At 55.1% G+C, this 19222-nt stretch carries 17 protein-coding genes; 5 read left to right on the forward strand and 12 right to left on the reverse strand.

The window, feature by feature from the left end; genetic code table 11:
• From E2H98_RS08130 to E2H98_RS08140, 3 genes are read right to left on the reverse strand one after another with little or no spacing between them, the layout of a single operon-like run.
• Positions 1-756, reverse strand: coding sequence for a DUF2589 domain-containing protein (locus tag E2H98_RS08130; RefSeq protein ID WP_133592793.1), 756 nt, complete (start codon positions 754-756; stop codon positions 1-3).
• A gap of 24 nt (positions 757-780) precedes the next feature.
• The gene (locus E2H98_RS08135) at positions 781-1134 is read right to left on the reverse strand and encodes a hypothetical protein (protein WP_157591299.1); all 354 of its coding nucleotides are present in this window, start codon (positions 1132-1134) and stop codon (positions 781-783) included.
• 11 nt (positions 1135-1145) lie between these two features.
• Positions 1146-1769, reverse strand: coding sequence for a DUF2589 domain-containing protein (locus E2H98_RS08140; RefSeq protein ID WP_133592789.1), 624 nt, complete (start codon positions 1767-1769; stop codon positions 1146-1148).
• 684 nt (positions 1770-2453) lie between these two features.
• On the opposite strand from E2H98_RS08140, the gene E2H98_RS08145 reads away from it, so the two are divergent.
• Positions 2454-5573, forward strand: a complete 3120-nt coding sequence (locus E2H98_RS08145) for a VWA domain-containing protein (RefSeq protein WP_157591300.1) — start codon at positions 2454-2456, stop codon at positions 5571-5573.
• 50 nt (positions 5574-5623) lie between these two features.
• Here E2H98_RS08145 and E2H98_RS08150 read toward each other — a convergent pair whose 3' ends face one another.
• From E2H98_RS08150 to E2H98_RS08160, 3 genes are read right to left on the reverse strand one after another with little or no spacing between them, the layout of a single operon-like run.
• Entirely contained in the window at positions 5624-6763 is a 1140-nt protein-coding gene (locus E2H98_RS08150; RefSeq protein WP_133592785.1) for a GGDEF domain-containing protein, read from the reverse strand.
• A gap of 17 nt (positions 6764-6780) precedes the next feature.
• Positions 6781-7173: a Cu(I)-responsive transcriptional regulator gene (cueR, locus tag E2H98_RS08155; RefSeq protein ID WP_133592783.1), complete on the reverse strand. Its 393-nt coding sequence runs from the start codon at positions 7171-7173 to the stop codon at positions 6781-6783.
• Complete coding sequence (locus tag E2H98_RS08160; protein ID WP_133592781.1) at positions 7170-9641, reverse strand: heavy metal translocating P-type ATPase; 2472 nt, start codon at positions 9639-9641, stop codon at positions 7170-7172. The genes cueR and E2H98_RS08160 overlap by 4 nt, the downstream gene beginning before the upstream one ends.
• 146 nt (positions 9642-9787) lie before the next feature.
• Between E2H98_RS08160 and E2H98_RS08165 the strand changes: the two genes are divergently transcribed.
• Both E2H98_RS08165 and E2H98_RS08170 read left to right on the forward strand, forming a co-directional pair.
• Positions 9788-9988 carry a heavy-metal-associated domain-containing protein gene (locus E2H98_RS08165; protein WP_133592779.1) on the forward strand — a complete coding sequence of 67 codons (201 nt, stop codon included), beginning with the start codon at positions 9788-9790 and terminating at the stop codon, positions 9986-9988.
• Between the two features lie 228 nt (positions 9989-10216).
• On the forward strand, positions 10217-10681 hold the full coding sequence (locus E2H98_RS08170) for an Hsp20 family protein (RefSeq protein WP_133592777.1): 465 nt from the start codon (positions 10217-10219) through the stop codon (positions 10679-10681).
• A 65-nt stretch (positions 10682-10746) separates the two neighbouring features.
• Here the strand turns inward: E2H98_RS08170 and E2H98_RS08175 are convergent, their stop codons facing one another.
• Both E2H98_RS08175 and E2H98_RS08180 read right to left on the reverse strand, forming a co-directional pair.
• Positions 10747-11175 (reverse strand): DUF4426 domain-containing protein, encoded by a 429-nt coding sequence (locus E2H98_RS08175; RefSeq protein ID WP_133592775.1) that lies wholly within the window; start codon positions 11173-11175, stop codon positions 10747-10749.
• A gap of 168 nt (positions 11176-11343) precedes the next feature.
• Complete coding sequence (locus E2H98_RS08180; protein WP_133592773.1) at positions 11344-13314, reverse strand: dynamin family protein; 1971 nt, start codon at positions 13312-13314, stop codon at positions 11344-11346.
• A gap of 254 nt (positions 13315-13568) precedes the next feature.
• Between E2H98_RS08180 and E2H98_RS08185 the strand changes: the two genes are divergently transcribed.
• A complete protein-coding gene (locus E2H98_RS08185; protein WP_133592771.1) occupies positions 13569-15647 on the forward strand; it encodes a tetratricopeptide repeat-containing diguanylate cyclase in 2079 nt (692 codons plus the stop codon).
• Here the strand turns inward: E2H98_RS08185 and E2H98_RS08190 are convergent.
• Genes E2H98_RS08190 through E2H98_RS08205 form a run of 4 tightly spaced genes read right to left on the reverse strand, consistent with a single transcriptional unit; the run spans position 15622 to position 18016 of the window.
• Positions 15622-15885, reverse strand: a complete 264-nt coding sequence (locus E2H98_RS08190; protein ID WP_133592770.1) for a DUF167 domain-containing protein — start codon at positions 15883-15885, stop codon at positions 15622-15624. The two genes, E2H98_RS08185 and E2H98_RS08190, sit on opposite strands and share 26 nt — an antisense overlap.
• Positions 15886-15890: 5 nt before the next feature.
• Entirely contained in the window at positions 15891-16433 is a 543-nt protein-coding gene (locus tag E2H98_RS08195; protein ID WP_133592768.1) for a YggT family protein, read from the reverse strand.
• Between the two features lie 58 nt (positions 16434-16491).
• On the reverse strand, positions 16492-17316 hold the full coding sequence (gene proC / locus E2H98_RS08200) for a pyrroline-5-carboxylate reductase (protein WP_133592766.1): 825 nt from the start codon (positions 17314-17316) through the stop codon (positions 16492-16494).
• Between the two features lie 10 nt (positions 17317-17326).
• Positions 17327-18016, reverse strand: coding sequence for a YggS family pyridoxal phosphate-dependent enzyme (locus E2H98_RS08205; protein ID WP_133592764.1), 690 nt, complete (start codon positions 18014-18016; stop codon positions 17327-17329).
• Positions 18017-18082: 66 nt separating this feature from the next.
• Between E2H98_RS08205 and E2H98_RS08210 the strand changes: the two genes are divergently transcribed.
• On the forward strand, positions 18083-19117 hold the full coding sequence (locus tag E2H98_RS08210) for a type IV pilus twitching motility protein PilT (RefSeq protein WP_133592763.1): 1035 nt from the start codon (positions 18083-18085) through the stop codon (positions 19115-19117).
• Positions 19118-19222: the final 105 nt, after the last annotated feature.

The raw sequence follows: 19222 nt of genomic DNA on the forward strand, positions 1-19222 counted from the left end.
TTAATGCTCATCATCTTTGATATCACCGGTGGCTTTGGTGTTCATTTTGACGATGTTCAGTTTGTGCTGGGTGCGTACATATCGTTTCAGTTTTTCCGATTTGCTTAGCGGTGCTGCACCAGCCGTTTCCGCGTCTTCCGCTGCTTTCTCATCGCCGGTTTTTTCATCAAAACGGGGCGCCGCCGCGAACAACGGTCCTTCTGGCGAAAGTCCACCTTCGTCTCCTGAGGGTTCCGGCTCTGGCGGTGGCTCGGTTTCTTTCGGCCGCTCGTATGGCTGAATCATATTGGTGTAATGCTCGATCAACCGGGCAATGCCTTCCGGCGGCCGGCAACGGGTAAAGGCCATCTCAACATCGACAATATCGGTATGGCGACGAACGCTATCCGGACTTTTCGGCGCCAGATACACCTTGAATGCGGTACGGCCGGCATTCAGATTGTCGACTTCGTGGGTGGCTTTTTTCAGCTCGCTTTCGGTCACCTGAATCGACAGTTCGAAACGCATTTTTTCCAGGGCAATCCCTTGCGGATTGACCATCGCGACTAGCGGTACCAGCATTTCGTGTTTTTCATCGACCTGAACTTTGACCATCTTGGCCGAAATGCTGCCGTCGACGGGATCGGTGTCGAAGAATTGCTGGAACATCATGATGTACTGCTGGGCAATCATCGAACCGGTGGTGTTCACCGCATGATGAATGCCTCGGGTGATGTCGGTCAGCATCTGGGCATTCATTTTCTTCCGGCCAAACATATTGTTACATCCTGGTTATCGTTATCAGTCGGGAGTGTGAGCGCGAATATTGTTGAGTCGTTGTTGCATTTGTTCCGGCGTCAAATCGGCGGTGTGACGTGCCGCGTGATACGACAGCAAATCGATGACACGCTGTTCGCTACGCCAAGCCCGCGCCGAGACTTGCGTGCTGCAACGATGGCGAGAATCACTGCGTCGACACGAAAGATTGTTCAATTGAATCAGCAGCGCCGAAGATGGCGTGCTCGACGAAGAGGTAAGCGCTTTATTATTAACAGCGATTTCCGGACATGCTCCGGGCGATGAACGCCAACGCCCGGCAATCCATTGCTGGATTGCCGACCACCAGGACTGCCAGCGTTGCCGCAAGGCCATCATAAATCCTGGGTTTATGGATTAGCTGGCGGACCAGCGATCTCGGCCACGGTATCTTTCGACAGATCTTTCTTGATGGAGCTGTCGATCATCGTTGGCTTGGTCGCGGCGTCAGTCAGAAAATCAATGACACGCATCAGCGCTTCGGGTGGACCCTGACGCTTGATACCGGTGTGAATGGAATACTTGGCGCGGGTATCGGTTTTCCGGGTTTGTTCGGATTTATGCGAAACTTTGCCATGCACTTTTACCGTGAACGGCCCCCAGCCTAGTGAGGCTTCCAATGAGGCTTCACCCGCAGTTTCTTCGTGCGACTCTTCCGATTGACTGACTTCCAATTCAAAATCAATCGAGCCTTCTTCGATGCAAATATTCGGGTGTGTTAACGCCGCGAGCAGCGGAATGCGCATGGTTTTGCGAATGGTGCCTTTAAAATTGCCTTCGCTGTCGACAATGGTTTCATCGTATTCAAACTGCACATTGACGGCTTTGCCATCCTTGATGCACACCGACATCAAGAATTCCGCGTAGGCACGGCTTGCCTGCACCTGTGCACTGATCATCGCGCGCAACGGCCCGGCAATCATCCGGTCCAGCGGCAAGGCATTGATGACCGAACCAATCAGACTGTTATCCATTCGCTTTCTCCTGTCTGCGTATTTCAAGCCACGACAGCACGCTAGCTGGCAATGCCTGTCGCTCCACGGTGATGCCTTGTGCTTTCCCGACAGACAGCGTTCACCATCCAGCGGTATCGACTATGCCGGTGATGAAATATCGAGAGCGGAAGATGCGTTAGTAAAGGATGATGGGGCGGTAAACCTTTCCTCCATGAATGATTAAGCAGCTCGTCCTTGCACGTTGGATCTACTCGGAAGCTAGTTAGCTATATGGCCAATGTCAAGAACGCGTCGGGATCCATTACACAAAATTCGAATAACAAGCATTTGTTATTCGCTATCGCGCTTTTTATTAAAGCCCTTATCACCAAGCCGTCTTGAACTGGGCTGGCGTTTTGCCGGTGGCTTCGCTAACGTAAAAATGAGGCGGCATAACATGATGTTTGCCGCGGCATTGACAACATTGATGCCTTTCGGTGGCGTTAGCCAAAACGCCATCGCGTAATGCGGTTACGTCGAGGTGCTCTCCTCGCGCTAATCGGACGCTCACTCGGACCTCGCAGGGATCGCTGCTCTGATGGGACGATCATTCGCAACAGCGCTTGCTGTTGTGCGCCGTACGCCTCTTGCCCAGCCCTCCTCTGCGCTTGCCATCGATTGCGCGAACACTGGATATGTCCGTTATCGGCAAAGGAGGCTGATATGTCAGGTTTATCAAAACATACGATGCAATGGACCGTCGGATTGTTGTTGTTTTCTACGTCATTGCTGGCGGTCGAGATGCCGGCGCCAGCACTGCAGAATGAACCCATTGCGTACATCGGGCATGGCCAGATGTTCGATGCGCAGGGCCGCGCGATTCCGGTGACCCCGGATTTTTTGCGTGATATCCAGCAATACTATCTGGATGCGTTGTATCAACAAGCTGACCAACAACTGAGACAGCGCATCGACAACGAAACCTCGCGCCTGTTCAAGGGTCGCAAATGGAGTCATCAGGATGAGTTGCTCGCCAAGACAGAATTGATTCTTTGGCTACTGGACGAAGTCAATCCGCGCAATGGCCATGAAGCCAAGGGCAAGATCAATCTGGTTCGTCGTCATCTTGGCAAACATTTGGCTGGTGCCGAAAAAGGTCAGCGTTATCAGCCACCGAAAGCACTGCAAGAGTTGCTACAGCCGATTCGACAACAGCGCAAACAACGCCAGCAAGCCCGTGGCTTCTCGACCATGTTGAGCGGTCAGGCCTATATTGATGAATGCGCAGCTAACGGCGTGCCCATTCCCCCCGATTGGGGCAGCAATCAATGGCAACACGTCGGCAACTTGAGCGATGCCCAGGAATTCATCAGCCAGGGTGCCGAGGCACGTGTTTACAAATATGCCAGCAACAGTACCGAAGGCGCCTGCATCGCGCTGCCACGTGTCACCGGCAGTGATATTGTTTTGCTTGGCATTATTTGCTTGGGCAAACAAACCGGCAAAGCGTGCTTCTGGGACAACCAACAAAACGATGTCGGTTTCGATATTCCGGTTGGTGCATCAATGCCACTGAGCAACTTCGCTGGTGGTGCCGAATTGTTCGAAGGGAGCGGCGGCACTTGCACCAGTTGTCATGCCGGAGAAAACCCTTACGTATTGCATCCGGGCACACCGCTAGGCATGCCGGCACTCGGTACGCTGCAAGTGATGGCCGACGTCTGGTACGACCCGCTCGTGCATCCGCAGTGGCCACAGAACGCCGGTCCGGATTTCATTCTCGACACGGTGCCAAGCACCGGTCAGTGCACGAGTTGTCATGTTCAAGGCAACGCCGGGCGTTTTCCGAAAATTTCCACGTTGATTAACGGTGGCTATTGCAATGCGGTGCTGAACAATGCGGTAACTCGCACGATGCCAATTGGGAATCCTGGCGATCCGGCTTACGCGGCCCATGTCACGGCACTACAGAATCAATGCGGCGCGAGCCCGAGCCCAATGCTGCGAGTTGATTCGGTGCTCGACTTCAAGGAAGTGGAGTTGGGCTTTGCCTTCAAGAAAGCTGTCGTCATTCATAACGATGGCGATGCAGCGTTGACGGTTTCGGCAACGATCACGACTCCAGCCAGTGATCCGATGCGCGATCAATGGAGTGAGCTGAACGAAATCACGCCGGTGATTATCCAGCCGGGTGGTGCGCCGGTCATTCTGCAACAAGTATATGAACCGGATGCGCTCGGCGATCACAGCATCCAGATGCAAGTCAGCAGCGATGACCCGAGCACACCGACCCAGAACATCACATTCACCGGCAGCGGTGTGGCGCCGATTCCGCTCGATACCGTGCTGGTACTCGATCGTAGCGGCAGCATGAAAGATCCGGCGGGCGACCGGAAAAAAATCGATGCGATGCGTGATGCGGCAATGCTTTACACCGACTTGTTGCGTGAAGATGTTGGGGGCACCGGCACCGGTGACAAACTCGGTTTCGTCAAATACAACGATAGCAATAGCGTCTACATGGCACTCGACTTGATCACCAATGCCAAGAAAAATGCCATTGAAGCCGACCAGTTGAGCAACTCCGCATTAACCCAGAGCAACAAATTGAAACCGGAAGGTACAACGGGTATTGGCGGTGCCATGCAAACCGCCGCAGGACAAGTTGGCGGCGCACTCACTGATCGCAAACAGGTGATGGTGGTATTGACTGACGGCATCGAAAACGAGAAACCGTATATCAGCGAAGTACTCGGCGGCATCGAGTCCGGCAACGACAATCTGCAGCTGTACAGCGTCGGTCTCGGTTTTGATATTGAGCCAACCAAGCTGCAGAACATCACCAACATGGGTACCGGCGGCTATCACCAGGTGTCTGGCGAACTGACCGAGGAAAACCTGTTCGATCTGGAAACGTTCTACTTCAAGATTTTCGCCAATGCCACCGGCATGGATCTGGTGGTCGATCCAACTCATGCCATCAGTTTGTTGACGCCGGACCCCATCATTGTCGATACCGCGACGATCATCTCTTCTGACCGTCACGCCAATTTTCTGGTGCTTGATGATCCGGTACTGCGGGCGTTTTATGATTTGGAGTTCGTCAGCCCAACCGGTGTCATTCTGAAACCCGGTGCCAGTGTCGGCGGCATTCCGATTCAGGAAATGAGCCGGCATACCTACAAAGTCTATCGCGTTGTGTTCCCGGACTTGTCGCAGGAAATCGAGTATGTCGGCAACTGGATTTTGCGCCTGACACCGAATGGCAAATGGAGCCGGGAAGCCGTGAAAAATGCGCTGGCCGAATCGAGTATTCAACACAGCGGTTACATCAGCCCTTACAGTGGTTTGGTGCCGATTGGTTTCGCCGCGGCGGTTGCCTCGAATTACCAACTTGATGTGCAGTTGATGCCGTCGAGTTATTTGCCCGGCGCCGACGTACGCATGACCGGCAGCTTAAGCGATCGAGGCTGGCCGGCAGTGCAAGGCAAAATCGATGTGACCATCACCTCGCCTAACGATACCGCGTATCAGCTGGCGCTTTACGATGATGGAACACATGGCGATAGCGAAGCGCACGATGGCACCTGGACCAATCATTTTCAACAGACCGGTGTCGCCGGTGTTTACAAATTCTTGTTCCAGTCGATTGGACAGAACGAACGCGGTGAACTGGCGCCACGCGAAGCCAGCCGTTATCTGACGCTGCAACAACCGGAAGGCAATCCGCGTGACGATGACGAACGCTGCATTCCCTGTTTGCTGCTGCGACTGCTGATCATTTTTGGTCTGATGTTACTGATCGCCATGTGGTACTGCTGCTGTTATCGTAAGCGCGGGTAAACCCAAGGCCGGCAGATTGTCGGCCTTTTTTTTACGACGGGAAAAGTGGTTCAGGTCTCAGAGAACAGCGTTTCAGTGTGCGCAGATTCTGCATACCTGACACAGTTGCGGCCGGAATGTTTGGCTGCATACAACTGCTGATCAGCCCGATGCATCAACGATTCACTGTTGTCGTCGGCATGACTGATAGCAATGCCGATGCTCAGCGTTAAATGCAACACTTCACCTTCCGACGGCTTTGGTAACACCAGCGGCGTATTGGCGATGGCCTGGCGAATACGCTCCGCGACGGCTTTGGCATTGTCCAACGAGCACTGGGGCAGCATCACTGCAAACTCTTCGCCGCCAGTGCGACCAATAACATCACTCGGCCGTAGTTGCGCGGCAATAATCGTTGCGCTGGTTTGAATGGCGACATCGCCAGTCAAATGGCCATGACGATCGTTAATCGATTTGAAATGATCGATATCGATGGCCAACAATGCCATGGATGGGTTGGAACGGTTCTGCAGTTGCTGATTCAATAGCTGAAAAAACCGGCGCCGATTCAGCACGCCAGTCAAGCCGTCGGTAAACGCCAAGTGCGACAATTTCGCTTGGTAATGTGAATCCTTGCGCAAGCGGCGAATCAGCAAGTCTCCGAGAATCAGCAGCATGCTGGCACCACACAGCAGGAATACCGCGTACTGAATCCATACCTCGGGTTCAGGGTTGGCCTGAAATAATGCCAACGTCGGCCACAATAAAAAGCCCAGAATATTGGCCCACAACAAACGACGCGAAGTGGAATACACCAGAATGGCAAAGCCAAACATGTACACACCGGGCAAACCCATGATGAAACCGTTCGGCAGCAGCACGAACACCTGGCACATCGCGAACAGACCCCACCAGATGCTGAGCGCGCCCAGTTCAGCCTGCCGGTTCGTGAATGACGGAATAAAACTTAACGCTCCCGCCAGCACAAACCCGAAAGCGCCCGCCACCCGCCAGGACAAGGTTTGCTGCCAGGCACCGGGCAACAACCAGTTGTCCCAGAACACAAAGGCCAGCATATAAGCTGCCGCCGCAAATTCGATGACGCGAAACAGCACCAGCGTACGCCGGTGCATACCGTCATTGCTTGGCTGGCGTTGCTCGCTCATGAATGTCCCGCGGCCTTGCTTGCCAATGCAGTGTAGTCCGCTCACGGCATTTCATGGTGGAATCATTTGTTAACGGCTAGACTATCCAGAATTGGGCAATGGGCGTCGTGACTGCCGGGGCAAGCATCGGCGATGCGCTGTAATATTTCACGCATTGCCTGCAGTTCGGCAATTTGCGTATCAAGCTCAGCAATATGCGATTCAGCAATGCTTTTCACTTTGGCGCTGGGCCGTTGCTGATTGCGCCACAGTTTCAATAACTCACCGATTTTTTCCAGCGAGAATCCCATCGCTCGAGCACGACCGATAAAGCGCAGAGTTTCCAGATCGCTTTCTGAATAGAACCGGTAATTAGTGTAAGAGCGCGCGGCCTTTTTGATTAAGCCTTTGCTTTCGTAATAGCGAATCATTTTCGCTGATATGCTGCTGGCTTTCGCGGCTTGACCGATGTTCATGATTGCGCTCCTTTGTTGTGGTTTGACGGTAGCCAGCGCTTTAACAGCAAGGCATTGCTGACGACGCTGACACTGGAAAAGGCCATTGCGGCACCGGCGATGACCGGGCTCAACAAACCAATGGCCGCGAGCGGAATACCAATAATATTGTAGATAAACGCCCAGAACAGATTCTGCTGAATTTTCCGGTAGGTGCGACGCGAAATGTCGATGGCATCGGCTACCAGCAACGGATTACCACGCATCAGGGTAATTCCGGCGGTGTGCATCGCGACGTCAGTACCGGTGCTCATCGCGATGCCGACGTCGGCGGCAGCCAGCGCCGGCGCATCGTTGATGCCATCACCGACCATGGCAATCACCGTTTCCCGATCTTCGCGCAGACGAGTAATCGTTGCCGATTTTTCTTCCGGCAGGACTTCGGCAAATACCTGATCGATACCGAGTTGCTGTGCGACAGCGGACGCAGCACCCTTGTTATCTCCCGAAATCATCACAGTAGAGATGTGTTGTTGATGCAGTCGTTGCACGGCCGCAGCACTTTCCGGCTTCAACATATCACCAAAAGCAATGAGCCCCAGCAGGCGTGGTTTCGGATCGATGTCAGCAAGCCAGGAACAGCTGTAGCCTTTCTCAGCCAATACCTGGGCACGAGTCGCCAGTGACGCCGTATCGATACCCAGCTCCTGCATTAACCGTTGACTGCCGAAACGCAAGTCAAGTTTGCCAACCCGGCCGCTAATACCTTTACCAGCAATCGCCCGCACGTGTTCAGCTTCGGGTACGCTGATCGATTCCGCATCCGCCATGCGCAGCACGGCTTTTGCCAATGGATGTTCACTCTGTTCGTTCAGCGCTGCCGCCAAAGCCAGCACCTCACCGCGTTCGGTGGCTTTGGCTTCAACAGCGACCACTTGCGGCTGGCCCAGTGTCAGCGTGCCGGTTTTATCAAACGCGACGGTGCGCACCCGATGAGCGATTTCCAATGCCACCGCATCTTTGATCAAAATCCCATATTTAGCCGCCACGCCGGTGCCTGCCATTAACGCCGCCGGTGTCGCCAAGCCAAGCGCACAGGGGCAGGCGATGACCAGCACCGCCACAGCGTTCAGCACGCCGCCTTCAAAATCACCACCGAACCACCACCAACCCAGCCAGGTCAGCAGCGCAATGACGATGACCACCGGCACAAAAACCGCGCTGACTTTATCGACCAGGTGTTGCACCGGTGCTTTCGCCCCCTGGGCGCTTTCGACCAAGCGAATGATCTTGGCCAGCACCGATTCGATACCGACGGCCGTGGTGTCGATTTCCAGCACGCCTTCGCCGTTAATGGCGCCCCCAGTCACTTGATCGTTAATGCTTTTCGCCACCGGCAGCGGCTCGCCGGTCAGCATCGATTCGTCGACATGGCTGTCACCTTGTATCACACGGCCGTCAACCGGAATGCGTTCACCAGGTTTGACGATGACCCGGTCGCCGACCCGTACCTCGGCAATCGTCAGCACCGACTCTTTGCCGGCTCTACGCACCGTGGCCACATCCGGCCGCAATGCCATCAAGGCCCGTATCGCTTCCGTCGTTTGCCGCTTTGCCCGCGCTTCCAGCCATTTGCCGAGCAGGATCAAGGTAATGACCGCCGCCGAGGCTTCGAAGTACAAAGCCGGGTGCGCGACTGATGGCGCTAGTAGGTGGAAAACCGACAGGCCATAGGCCGCGCTGGTACCGAGCGCCACCAGCAGATCCATATTTCCAGTGCCAGCTGTAATCGCCGCCCAACCAGCACGATAAAAACGCGCACCGAGCCAGAACTGCACCGGCGTCGCCAGCAGCAATTGCCACCACCCGGGCAGCATCCAGTGTTGACCAAACAGATCACCAAGCATCGGTATAATCAAAGGCAGAGTCAGCAACGCCGCCCACCACACGGCCCGGCCTTCATGGTTGGCTTTTTTATCGGCGACTTTCGGCGATTCGATAGCCGCTTGACTTGTCGTGTCGAGAACCCGTGCTCCATACCCGGCCAAGGCTACCGCCTTCAGCAAGACATTCGGGTCGAGCGTTGGTGGGCCGATGACGGTGGCTTTCTCTGCAGCGAAATTAACACTGGCCTGATTCACGCCGGGCACCGCGGAAAGCGCTTTTTCAATGCGGGCCACGCAACTGGCACAGCTCATCCCGGTCAGTTGCAGCGTCCACTCTCGGGTCTCGATTCGTGGTGCCTCATCTCTGGGCACGCGGTATCCGGCGGCCATCACGGCGTCACGGAGCCGTTGTTCGCTGACTTCCGGCGAATGCGAAATTTGCGCCTTCTCGACGGCAAAATTAACGCTGACCTTGGACACACCGGATATTGCATACAGGGCTTTTTCGACGCGACCGACGCAGCTCATGCAGCTCATGCCTTCGATGGGCAGGCTGGTGTTCAAGCTGACGGGGGCGGCTTCAGTGTGAGTCGTGGTGTTCATCGTGGCCTCCATTGACGGGACGAACACAGCATCCACCTTACCACGTGGTCAAGGGCAAGCCTTGACCCGCAAAAACTTTTTCTGGCGGTGCACCACAGGGCAAGGTTCAGGCTAAGCGTTCCACTCATTTCATTTGGAGAAATTCCATGCACGAATTCCATGTTCCTGAACTGCACTGCCAGTCCTGTGTGACAACCCTGGCGGCACAAATCCGAAGACTTGACCCGGTAGCCGAGGTCAATGGCTTGGTATCTGAACGCCGACTGCTGGTGAAAGCCGATTTGTCGGAGTCGGAACTGTTGCTGGTGCTTTCTTCGGCCGGTTATGCCGCGACACCCATTACCTGAATTCAACGAATTGAAACTGGCCCCCTGCGTCACCAACGACGCAGGAGTTTCCACCGGTGGCATCGATCACCACATCCTCCCAGAAAGCCCGACGCGGAATCATGCAAGCAAACACTTGAAATGGATTTTCGTGTCCCCATTTTTTGTTTCGTCGGCGGGATGTCGCAATCGAGTTCCGCGATGACAACATCCATGTTTTAACCGTATTGCTTCCAAAGGAGAATACACATGAACACCATCGACCTTACCCCTTTGTACCGCAGTTATATTGGCTTTGATCGCCTGGCCAACTTAATTGATAACGCGATGCGCGGTGACAACACCAGCGCCGGTTATCCGCCGTACGACATCGAGTCACTCGATGAGAATCAATACGCGATCACGCTTGCCGTTGCCGGCTTTGATATGAGCGAACTGGACATCACCGTCGAGAAGGGCGTGTTGACCGTTCGCGGCCGTAAGAGCAACGACAAAGCCGAACGCCGGATGCTTTATCAAGGCATCGCCAATCGTGCGTTCGAACGCAAATTCAACCTGGCCGATTTCGTCGAAGTGATCGGCGCCAACTTGCACAACGGTTTGCTGACCATCAAGCTGGTCCGTGAAATTCCGGAAGCAATGAAGCCGAAAACGATTCAGATCGAAACCGGCAAAGTGCTGGAACACAAAGCAGGTACTGACAAAGCCGCTTAAACATTTCCTGGTTGTTGGAAAAAGAAAGGGCCGTTCGGCCCTTTCTTTTTGCGTGAATTTTTTGCTTAGTGAACGTGCATCAACTGATTGAATTCCAGTTGTAAAGGATTGGCGCCTTCCGGTGTCAGCTGAAGATCGAATACCAAGGTATCCTGATCGTCAAAACGATAGCCGGCCAGATAATAAATCGCCTCGCCATCACGCACTTCTTTGAAGTTCAGGTTGGCACGCTGCGACAACAAATTGCGCACCGAACCTTCGACTTTTGCCACGGCGGCTTTGTCACCACCATCGCCCTTGTTCAACACGACGATATTGACCACGCCTTGATTGGCGCCGCGAATCAAACCATAACGCTTGGCAATTTCCGGTGACAGCGAGCTGCTGTTGAACGCATTGTAGTGAACGACGTAATCACCAAAGGTCTTGCTTTGCTCCGCGACCGCCGCAACGCTGAATGCTACAGCGGCCATTGCGATACCTGTGCGCCACATGCTCTACCTCCTTTGCGGGTTGCTGCCGGTTGCCATGCACCGGCAGGCTGTCTTTTCTTGGGTGGCTGCTGGCCACCGAAAGTTCCCGTTTCCTGGTTAATCGATATCCGGTTTGTCGATCTTATCTATTCAGGATTGTTACGCCAGTTTCACGTTCAGCGATCAGCCTTAGCGCTGCCACGCCCGGCTGAAGGCGACGACATTGCTGTCTTCGTCTTCCGGTGGTGGCGAGCGCAAGGTTTCGAGCATCTGTGCGGCTTGCGCGGCTTCGCCGTCCAGATCCATGACCAATGTGTTCAAGGCCTTGATGCGACCCGCCGCGGTAGCGCCGGTGCGCTGCATGTTCTGCAGTTGTTGCAGGTGCTGCTCGACAGTCAGCTTCTGTGAAGCCAGCTGCTGCGACAACGGCGCCAGTGCATTCTGGCCCCAGCTATGCAATTCGCGGCGCACCGCTTGCAGGAATTCCGTGATCTGCGCAACCGTAGTCGTGAAGAAGCGGCGCACCGCCAGCGATTCAAAATTCAGGGCAATCTGCATCAGGCGCGACAGCTCATCGGCATCATGAATGAATTCATGCAGGCGGCGACGGAAACCGCGAGCCGGCAACAAGCGCGGCTCGATGCGCTGCAAACCGAATTCATTTTCGAATTTGCGGTACACCGATTCGGCCATACGGTTCGATAAATCGGCCTGATGCGATAGCTCGCCGATAATCGCGTCAATTTCAGTGAAAAACTCGCGCATCGCGCGCACCAGACCAACGGTCGTGCGGGCGTTCATCAAACGGCCCTGGGTGCGTTCGATCAGCTGACTGATCACCTCGTTGGAAATAATGCCCTGCAGAATATTGGATTGCCGATCCATCAGGCGTTGGGTCGGAGTCAGCGCTGTTTGCTTGCGCTTGAATTCCTCGTGCAGTTTCTGCGCTTTCTGCACCATACCGGTCAGCGCCTCGACATTGCTTTCCTGCAGGTTTTCCAGGTCGTGTTTCTGGCTCAGCAGTTGTTCGCGACGAGTGTTCAGCAGTTGCAGGCTGTTCTCGACATGAGCGGCGCATTCTTCAATGACCGACTCCCACAGTGCCTGACGACGGTAACCGAGCACCGCATCAGACAACAGCTTTTCCAGCTCCAAAATATGGGAGCGCAGCAGCAATGCCTGGTCGTCGCGTACTTTTGCCAGCAAGCCTTGCTTGGCTGATACCGGCACGATGTCCGACTCTTTCAATTCCAACTGGCGTGAGGTGGCGCGCACCACGCGGGACAAGGCTTTTTCGATTTTCTTGCGCGAATCGAGTTCGTCCCAGAGGGTATCGACCTTGTTCAGCACCGCGTACAAGCCAAGATTCGGCCGGTCTTTCAGTGAGGCGACGTGTTCATTCCAAATGGCCATGTCGGAGGCGGTCACGCCTTGGTCGGCCGCCATGACGAACACCACCGCCTGAGCTTGCGGCAGCAGGCTCAAGGTCAGTTCCGGCTCGGAACCGAGCGCGTTCAGGCCAGGGGTGTCGAGAATGCACAGGCCCTGTTGCAACAGCGGGTGCGGGAAGGAGACCAGGGCATGACGCCAGGCCGGGATTTCGACTTTGCCTGGCTCGTTTTCGCTTTCGTCGAGCAGCTCTTCCTTGAAGCCGAGCTTGACGGCGTCCGCAACCGGCACCACCTTGGTCTCAGTCAGCGACATCATGACCCGGGCCATTTCGCTCGGGTTATCGGCCATCAGCGGGATTTCCACCCACTGGCCCGGCATGCCGCGGTAATCGGCAATCGGGATATCGGTCAGCCGGGTTTCAATCGGCAACAGACGTAAATAAGAGGTGCGAGTTTCCCGGTCGTAGAACAGCTCGGTCGGGCACATTGTGGTGCGGCCGGCCTGCGAGGGTAGGATGCGTTGACCGAAACCGGAGAAGAAAATGGCGTTGATCAGCTCAGTTTTGCCGCGCGAGAACTCACCGGCAAAAGCAATGGTCACATAGTCGGAACGCAGCGTTTCCAGCAGCTGGTACAGGCGCATATCGCCTTCCGGCGTGAACAGGTTGTTCCGCCGCAACCAGAGCCGGTAGGCACGAATTTCCTTGGCGACCTGTGCTTTCCATAGCGAATAGGTCTCAATGTGACGCGAAAACACTTGAGCTGTCATTGGATACCGCCACTCCCCAAACCTACCCTTTCTCGGGCTTTAACGAATAAGTGTAACAGCGGAAAGCGCCGGGTCAATGTTCGCCTTCACAGTTTCGTCAAGCCGTAACGGCCGCGCCGGGCTTGACGGAGGTCGACAAGCCTTACGTTCAACGGATAAAAATTATCGGGGTTTTCAATCATTTACCGGATTGCTGCTACGCTTATTACCATCTTCCGCCAACCGTCCGAAGCCCTATCCCGGTGAGCGCCCCGATGTTGAATGCTGTTGTCCGTCTACCGGGCCTTTTCGCCGGCCTGCTGTCGCGGTTTTTGGTCATTGGCTTGCTGGTATTCGTCGGCCTCGCCGATGCTGCTGAAACCGATCCGAAGCTGGAATCGGCGCTTGATGACTACCTGCTGCAACTGGAAGAGGACCCCAAGCAGGCTTATCAAACCATAAAGGCAATGGCCGAACGGGTCGACGCCGATACCCCGCTCGGTAGCCGCACCCGCTTTATTAGCTATCTGTCCGGTGCCCACCTGCACAACCAGCAAAAGGAACAAGCGATAGCGCTGAATCAGCAAATTTTCGATTGGGCCAGTGAAAGCGGTGATCCGGATGTCTGGGCCGAAGGGCTGGCTACCCAGATTGAACGACTGATGTTCGACAACGAACGCAAGGCGGCGTTGGAGCGGGTCGAGCAATTGCTGACGTACTTGCCGAAAGCCGAATCGCTGCGGGTGCGTTACTTCGGCCACAACACAGCGGCCTATGTATATGCCCGTGCCAGCCGATTTGCAGAAGCCTTGCAGCAATATCAGCTGGCGTTGGAAGTGGTCAACCAGACCGATGATCAACGCACGCCCATTCGCCGCCTGTACTTGAAATCGCAACTGGCCAGCATGTACAGCACAATGAAAAACTATTCGTTGTCGCTGAGCCTTAGCGATGAAGCCATCAACGAAGCCAAGGAACGCGAGCTGCACGGTTTTCTGCCGGATTTATATATTTTGCGCGGCTACGTACTCGTTGAAATGGGCAAGCTCGGCGACGCCATCGCCGCCAATGAGCAAGGCTTGGCCTGGGCAGATAAACAGGGCTATAACGGCGCCCGACTGACGCTACTGAACAATATTGGCGATATCCACATGCGCGAAAACCGACTCGGTGAAGCACGCCAATATTTCGAGCGGGCACTGACCGATGCGCTGAAGCTCGACGATCACCACACCGAGAATTTGCTGCGCTTCAACCTCGGTTATATCCAGGTGAAATCCGGCCTGCATCGACAGGGTCTGGAATGGATGAAGCAAGCTCTGCAATATTTTCGTGAATTGGAGTTGGACACCGATGTCGAATTGATGCTCGGGGAGCTGGCCGACGCCTATCATCTTGCTGGCGAGTTCGCACAGGAAGCGACCACTCGCCAGGAGCAGTACCAGCTAAGCAAGAAAATTTTCCAGCGCGAGCGCGACAAACGCACCACGGAATTGCAGGAACAATTCGCAGCCAAAGAAAAAGCGCGTCAAATTCAGTTACTGGAACAGGAGAATGCGCTGAAACAAACCGATCTGGAAAACAAGAAATTGCAGCAACGCATTGCGCTGCTGTTGATAGCGGTTGGATTGCTGGCGTCGATTCTGATTTTTCAGTTGTATCGCAAAGCCCGCGACAGCAATCTGCGCTTGCGGGAAGCCAATGCCAAGCTGGCTTACCAATCCTTGCGCGACCCGCTGACCGGCTTGTTCAATCGCCGTTCGTTTCAGGAGCAAATGCAGCATCGCTCGCATGCAATCGAGCGTCGGCACTCATCGACCACCGCCATCGACGGATTGATCTTGTTCGATGTCGACCATTTCAAGCATATCAATGATCACTATGGCCATGCTGCCGGTGATGCGGTGCTGGTAGAGCTCAGTGAACGGCTGATGAAAATCTCGCGCACCGACGACATGGTCATGCGTTGGGGTGGCGAAGAATTCTTGATGCTGCTTCGCCATGTTGACAGCAATTCCTTGACCATGCTTTGTCAACGGGTATTGAACGCCATTGGCGAAAAACCGGTGGAATTCCAGGGCCATACTATTCGGGTGACCGTGTCGGCCGGTTTCTTGACCCTGCCGTTTTCCGGCATGAGCGAACAGGAGTTCAATTGGGAGAAAGCGGTGCAACTGGCCGACATGGCACTGTATCTAGGCAAGGTTCATGGTCGCAATCGTGCCTACGGTTTATTGCATTTGAAAACGCCTTACGAACAAATCCGTCATACCTTGGAAACCGATTTGTCGAAAGCCATCGACAACGATTGGGTTGAAGTGACCGTGATCAACGGTCCGGCGGCAAACGGCTAAGTACCGTTTCAGCATCGGCATCAATGCACAACTTTTTGTGCCGATTGGTTTGCCCGCTTTCCAGTGTTATTCGGCTTTTGGCAATGCCCAGCGTTTTACTGAGCAAGCCAATCAAACGGGCGTTGGCTTCGCCATCAACCGGCGGAGCCGTCACCGCAATTTTCAATTCACCTTGATGCCAGCCGAGAATGCGATCACGGCTGGCTCGTGGCTGCAACAATACCGCCAGTTCCATCATCAGCTTTACGAAAACAAACCAAACATCCAGAACGGCAGTCGTTCAACAAACCAGCGCGCCAAATAAAGCGCCAAAATAGCGAACAAGGCCGACAAGTCGATCATGCCGATCGGCGGAATCAAACGACGGAACGGCGCCAGAATCGGATTGGTCAGTTGACTCAAGGGCCGCTGCATCGGCTGCTGCTGGTAAGGGTCAACCCAGGACAAAATCACTTTGATGAATACCAGGAACAACAGCAGGTTGATCAACATGATGGTCGCCGTGAACGGCAACATGATCAGCATACCGAGCAAACTGCCACCAAAACCGAACAACACTTGTCCCAACAACACCAGCGCCAGGAACAGCAGCAGTGATGACCAGTCGATGCCGCGACTGCCGGGAATGATTCGGCGCAGTGGCGACAAAATCCATTGCGTCATCGTCACGACAAACTGCGAGAACGGGTTATAGAAATCGGCGCGCACCAGTTGCAGCAAAAAGCGCAGCAGCACGATGTAGACAAACAGGTCATAGAGAAATTTGAGAATTTCGACGGGGCTCATCGTTATGGTTTTCCGTTTTCGGTTTTCATTGGTGGCCGTGTTTCAAGGGTAACGACGTTCAGCTATTGGCCAATTCCCGGCCTCTTTGTACGGCGGCGCGGATCATCTGGTCGACAATATCACTAATGCCGGCCGCTTCCAGCGATTTCAAGGCCGCCTCGGTGGTGCCGCCTTTCGAGGTCACGCGCTGGCGCAGCTCATCAACTTTTGGCGCACCACGGCGCGCGGCCAGCGCGCCGGCACCGAGCGCCGTTTGGGTAACCAGGATGGTCGCGGTTTCCTTACTCATGCCTTGGGCAACGGCGCTGGCAATCATTGCCTCGATAAAGCGATAGAAATAAGCCGGACCGGAACCGGCGATGGCGGTGACCAGATCCATCTGCGCTTCGTCATCAATCCAGACCCAGCGACCGATCGCCGAAAAAATCTGCTCGCTCCATTCCCGCTGCTCGGCACTGACCAGCGCATTGGCATACAGCCCGGTCGCGGCCAGTTTCAGCTCGGCCGGGGTATTTGGCATGCTGCGCACAAACGCCACGCTCTGTTCCAGCCAGGCCTCATACCGGTCAATCGGCAAGCCGGCCGCGACACTGATCAAGAGTTTGCCATGCCAGTCGAGCTCGGCCAGTTCGCTGCATAGCTGGGCCATCTGTTGCGGTTTAACGGCCAGAATGGCGATATCGGCGCCCTCCGCGGCCTGGCGATTATCAGCACCGGTCTTGCAGCCGTAACGCCCTTTTAATTGCTGCTGGCGCTCCAGCCGTCGCGACGTCAGCCAGAGATTGCCTGGCGGCAGGCCCTGCTCGATCAAGCCGGCGACCAGACTTTCACCAAGATTGCCGCAGCCCAGCACGGCGATTTTCCGTTTGAACAATAGATCCATGGTTGCGTCCTTAGCGTTTAGTACGCGGGCCAAAAAGCGCGGTACCGACCCTGACCATCGTGCTGCCTTCGGCGATGGCGGCTGAGAGATCGGCGCTCATCCCCATCGACAGCGTGTCGATGCCTTCGAAGTGATGTTGCAGTTGCTGGTAAACGGCCTTTGCCTCGGCAAAGTAGTGGCGCTGCTCGGGCACCGAGTCCGACGCCGGAGGAATGCACATGACGCCGCGCAAGCGAAGATTCGGCAGCATCACGACCGCTTCGGCCAGCGCCAGGGCTTCCGCTGGCATTACCCCGCTCTTGCTCGCTTCATCGCCAATATGCAATTGAATGCAGCACTGCAGCGGCGCCAGATGGCTCGGCCGCTGCTCCGACAGCCGGCGCGCCAGCTTCAGGCTGTGCAGGCTCTGGCACCAGGCAAAATGCTCGGCCACCAGCCGACTTTTATTACTCTGCACCGGACCGATGCAATGCCATTCAATGGTCGGTGAACAGTTCGGCTGTTTTGCCAGCGCTTCCTGAATATAGTTCTCACCAAACGCGATCTGGCCCAGCGCGTGTAAAGCATTGATCTGAACTGGTTCTTGCGTTTTACTGACGGCCAATAAGCGGATGCCGGCCGGATCACGGCCCGCGGCCTTCGCCGCCTCAGCGATTTGCTGCTGCACGGCGTGGAATCGGGGTGCCAAACTGGTCGTCATGAGCTATTGTGATCCGTGGTTGCCACCTGAATAAAAGCCATCTTAAAAACCTTAAAGGACCCTTCGATGGACATTACTGAGCTGTTAGCGTTCTCTGTCAAAAACCGCGCCTCCGACTTGCACTTGTCGTCCGGTCTGCCGCCGATGATTCGCGTCGACGGTGATGTGCGCCGGATCAATGTGCCGCCGCTCGATCACAAGACTGTGCACGGTTTGGTCTACGACATTATGAACGACAAACAGCGCAAGGATTACGAAGAATTTCTGGAAACCGATTTTTCATTTGAGCTGCCAGGCGTCGCGCGTTTCCGCGTAAACGCGTTCAACCAGAACCGCGGCGCCGGCGCCGTATTTCGTACCATTCCTTCGCAAGTGCTGACACTGGAGGAATTGCAAGCACCAGCCATTTTCAAAGACATTTCGATGAAGCCGCGCGGCCTTTGCCTGGTCACCGGTCCAACCGGTTCCGGTAAGTCGACAACGCTGGCCGGCATGATCAACTACGTCAACGAAAACAAATATGAACATATTTTGACCGTTGAAGATCCAATCGAGTTTGTGCACGAATCGAAAAAATGTCTGGTCAACCAACGCGAAGTGCACCGCGACACGCTCGGCTTCAACGAAGCCCTGCGTTCGGCACTGCGGGAAGACCCGGACATCATTCTGGTCGGTGAGATGCGCGACCTGGAAACCATCCGCCTGGCATTGACCGCGGCCGAAACCGGCCACTTGGTGTTCGGCACGCTGCACACGACCTCTGCGGCAAAAACCATCGACCGTATCATCGACGTGTTCCCGGCCGCAGAGAAAGGCATGGTCCGTTCGATGCTGTCGGAATCGCTGCAGGCGGTCATCTCGCAAACGTTGCTGAAAAAAGTCGGCGGCGGCCGGGTCGCGGCGCACGAGATCATGATCGGCACACCGGCGATTCGAAACCTGATCCGCGAAGACAAAGTCGCGCAGATGTACAGCTCGATTCAAACCGGTGCCCAGTTCGGCATGCAGACGCTGGATCAGTGCTTGAAGGACTTGATTGGCAAAGGTCTGGTCACCCGTCAGGATGCGCGCGAAAAAGCCAAGAACAAGGAAGATTTTTGAGACCTGCTCCGCAAAGCGGCAGCCTGAAAAGCGAAGCAAAGCGCGGCCGCTTTACACTGAGCGGTCGCAACCCAACGCATTTCCCGGCGTTGACTTATTGGCAGT

Source organism: Permianibacter aggregans (assembly GCF_009756665.1).
Taxonomy (GTDB): domain Bacteria; phylum Pseudomonadota; class Gammaproteobacteria; order Enterobacterales; family Permianibacteraceae; genus Permianibacter; species Permianibacter aggregans.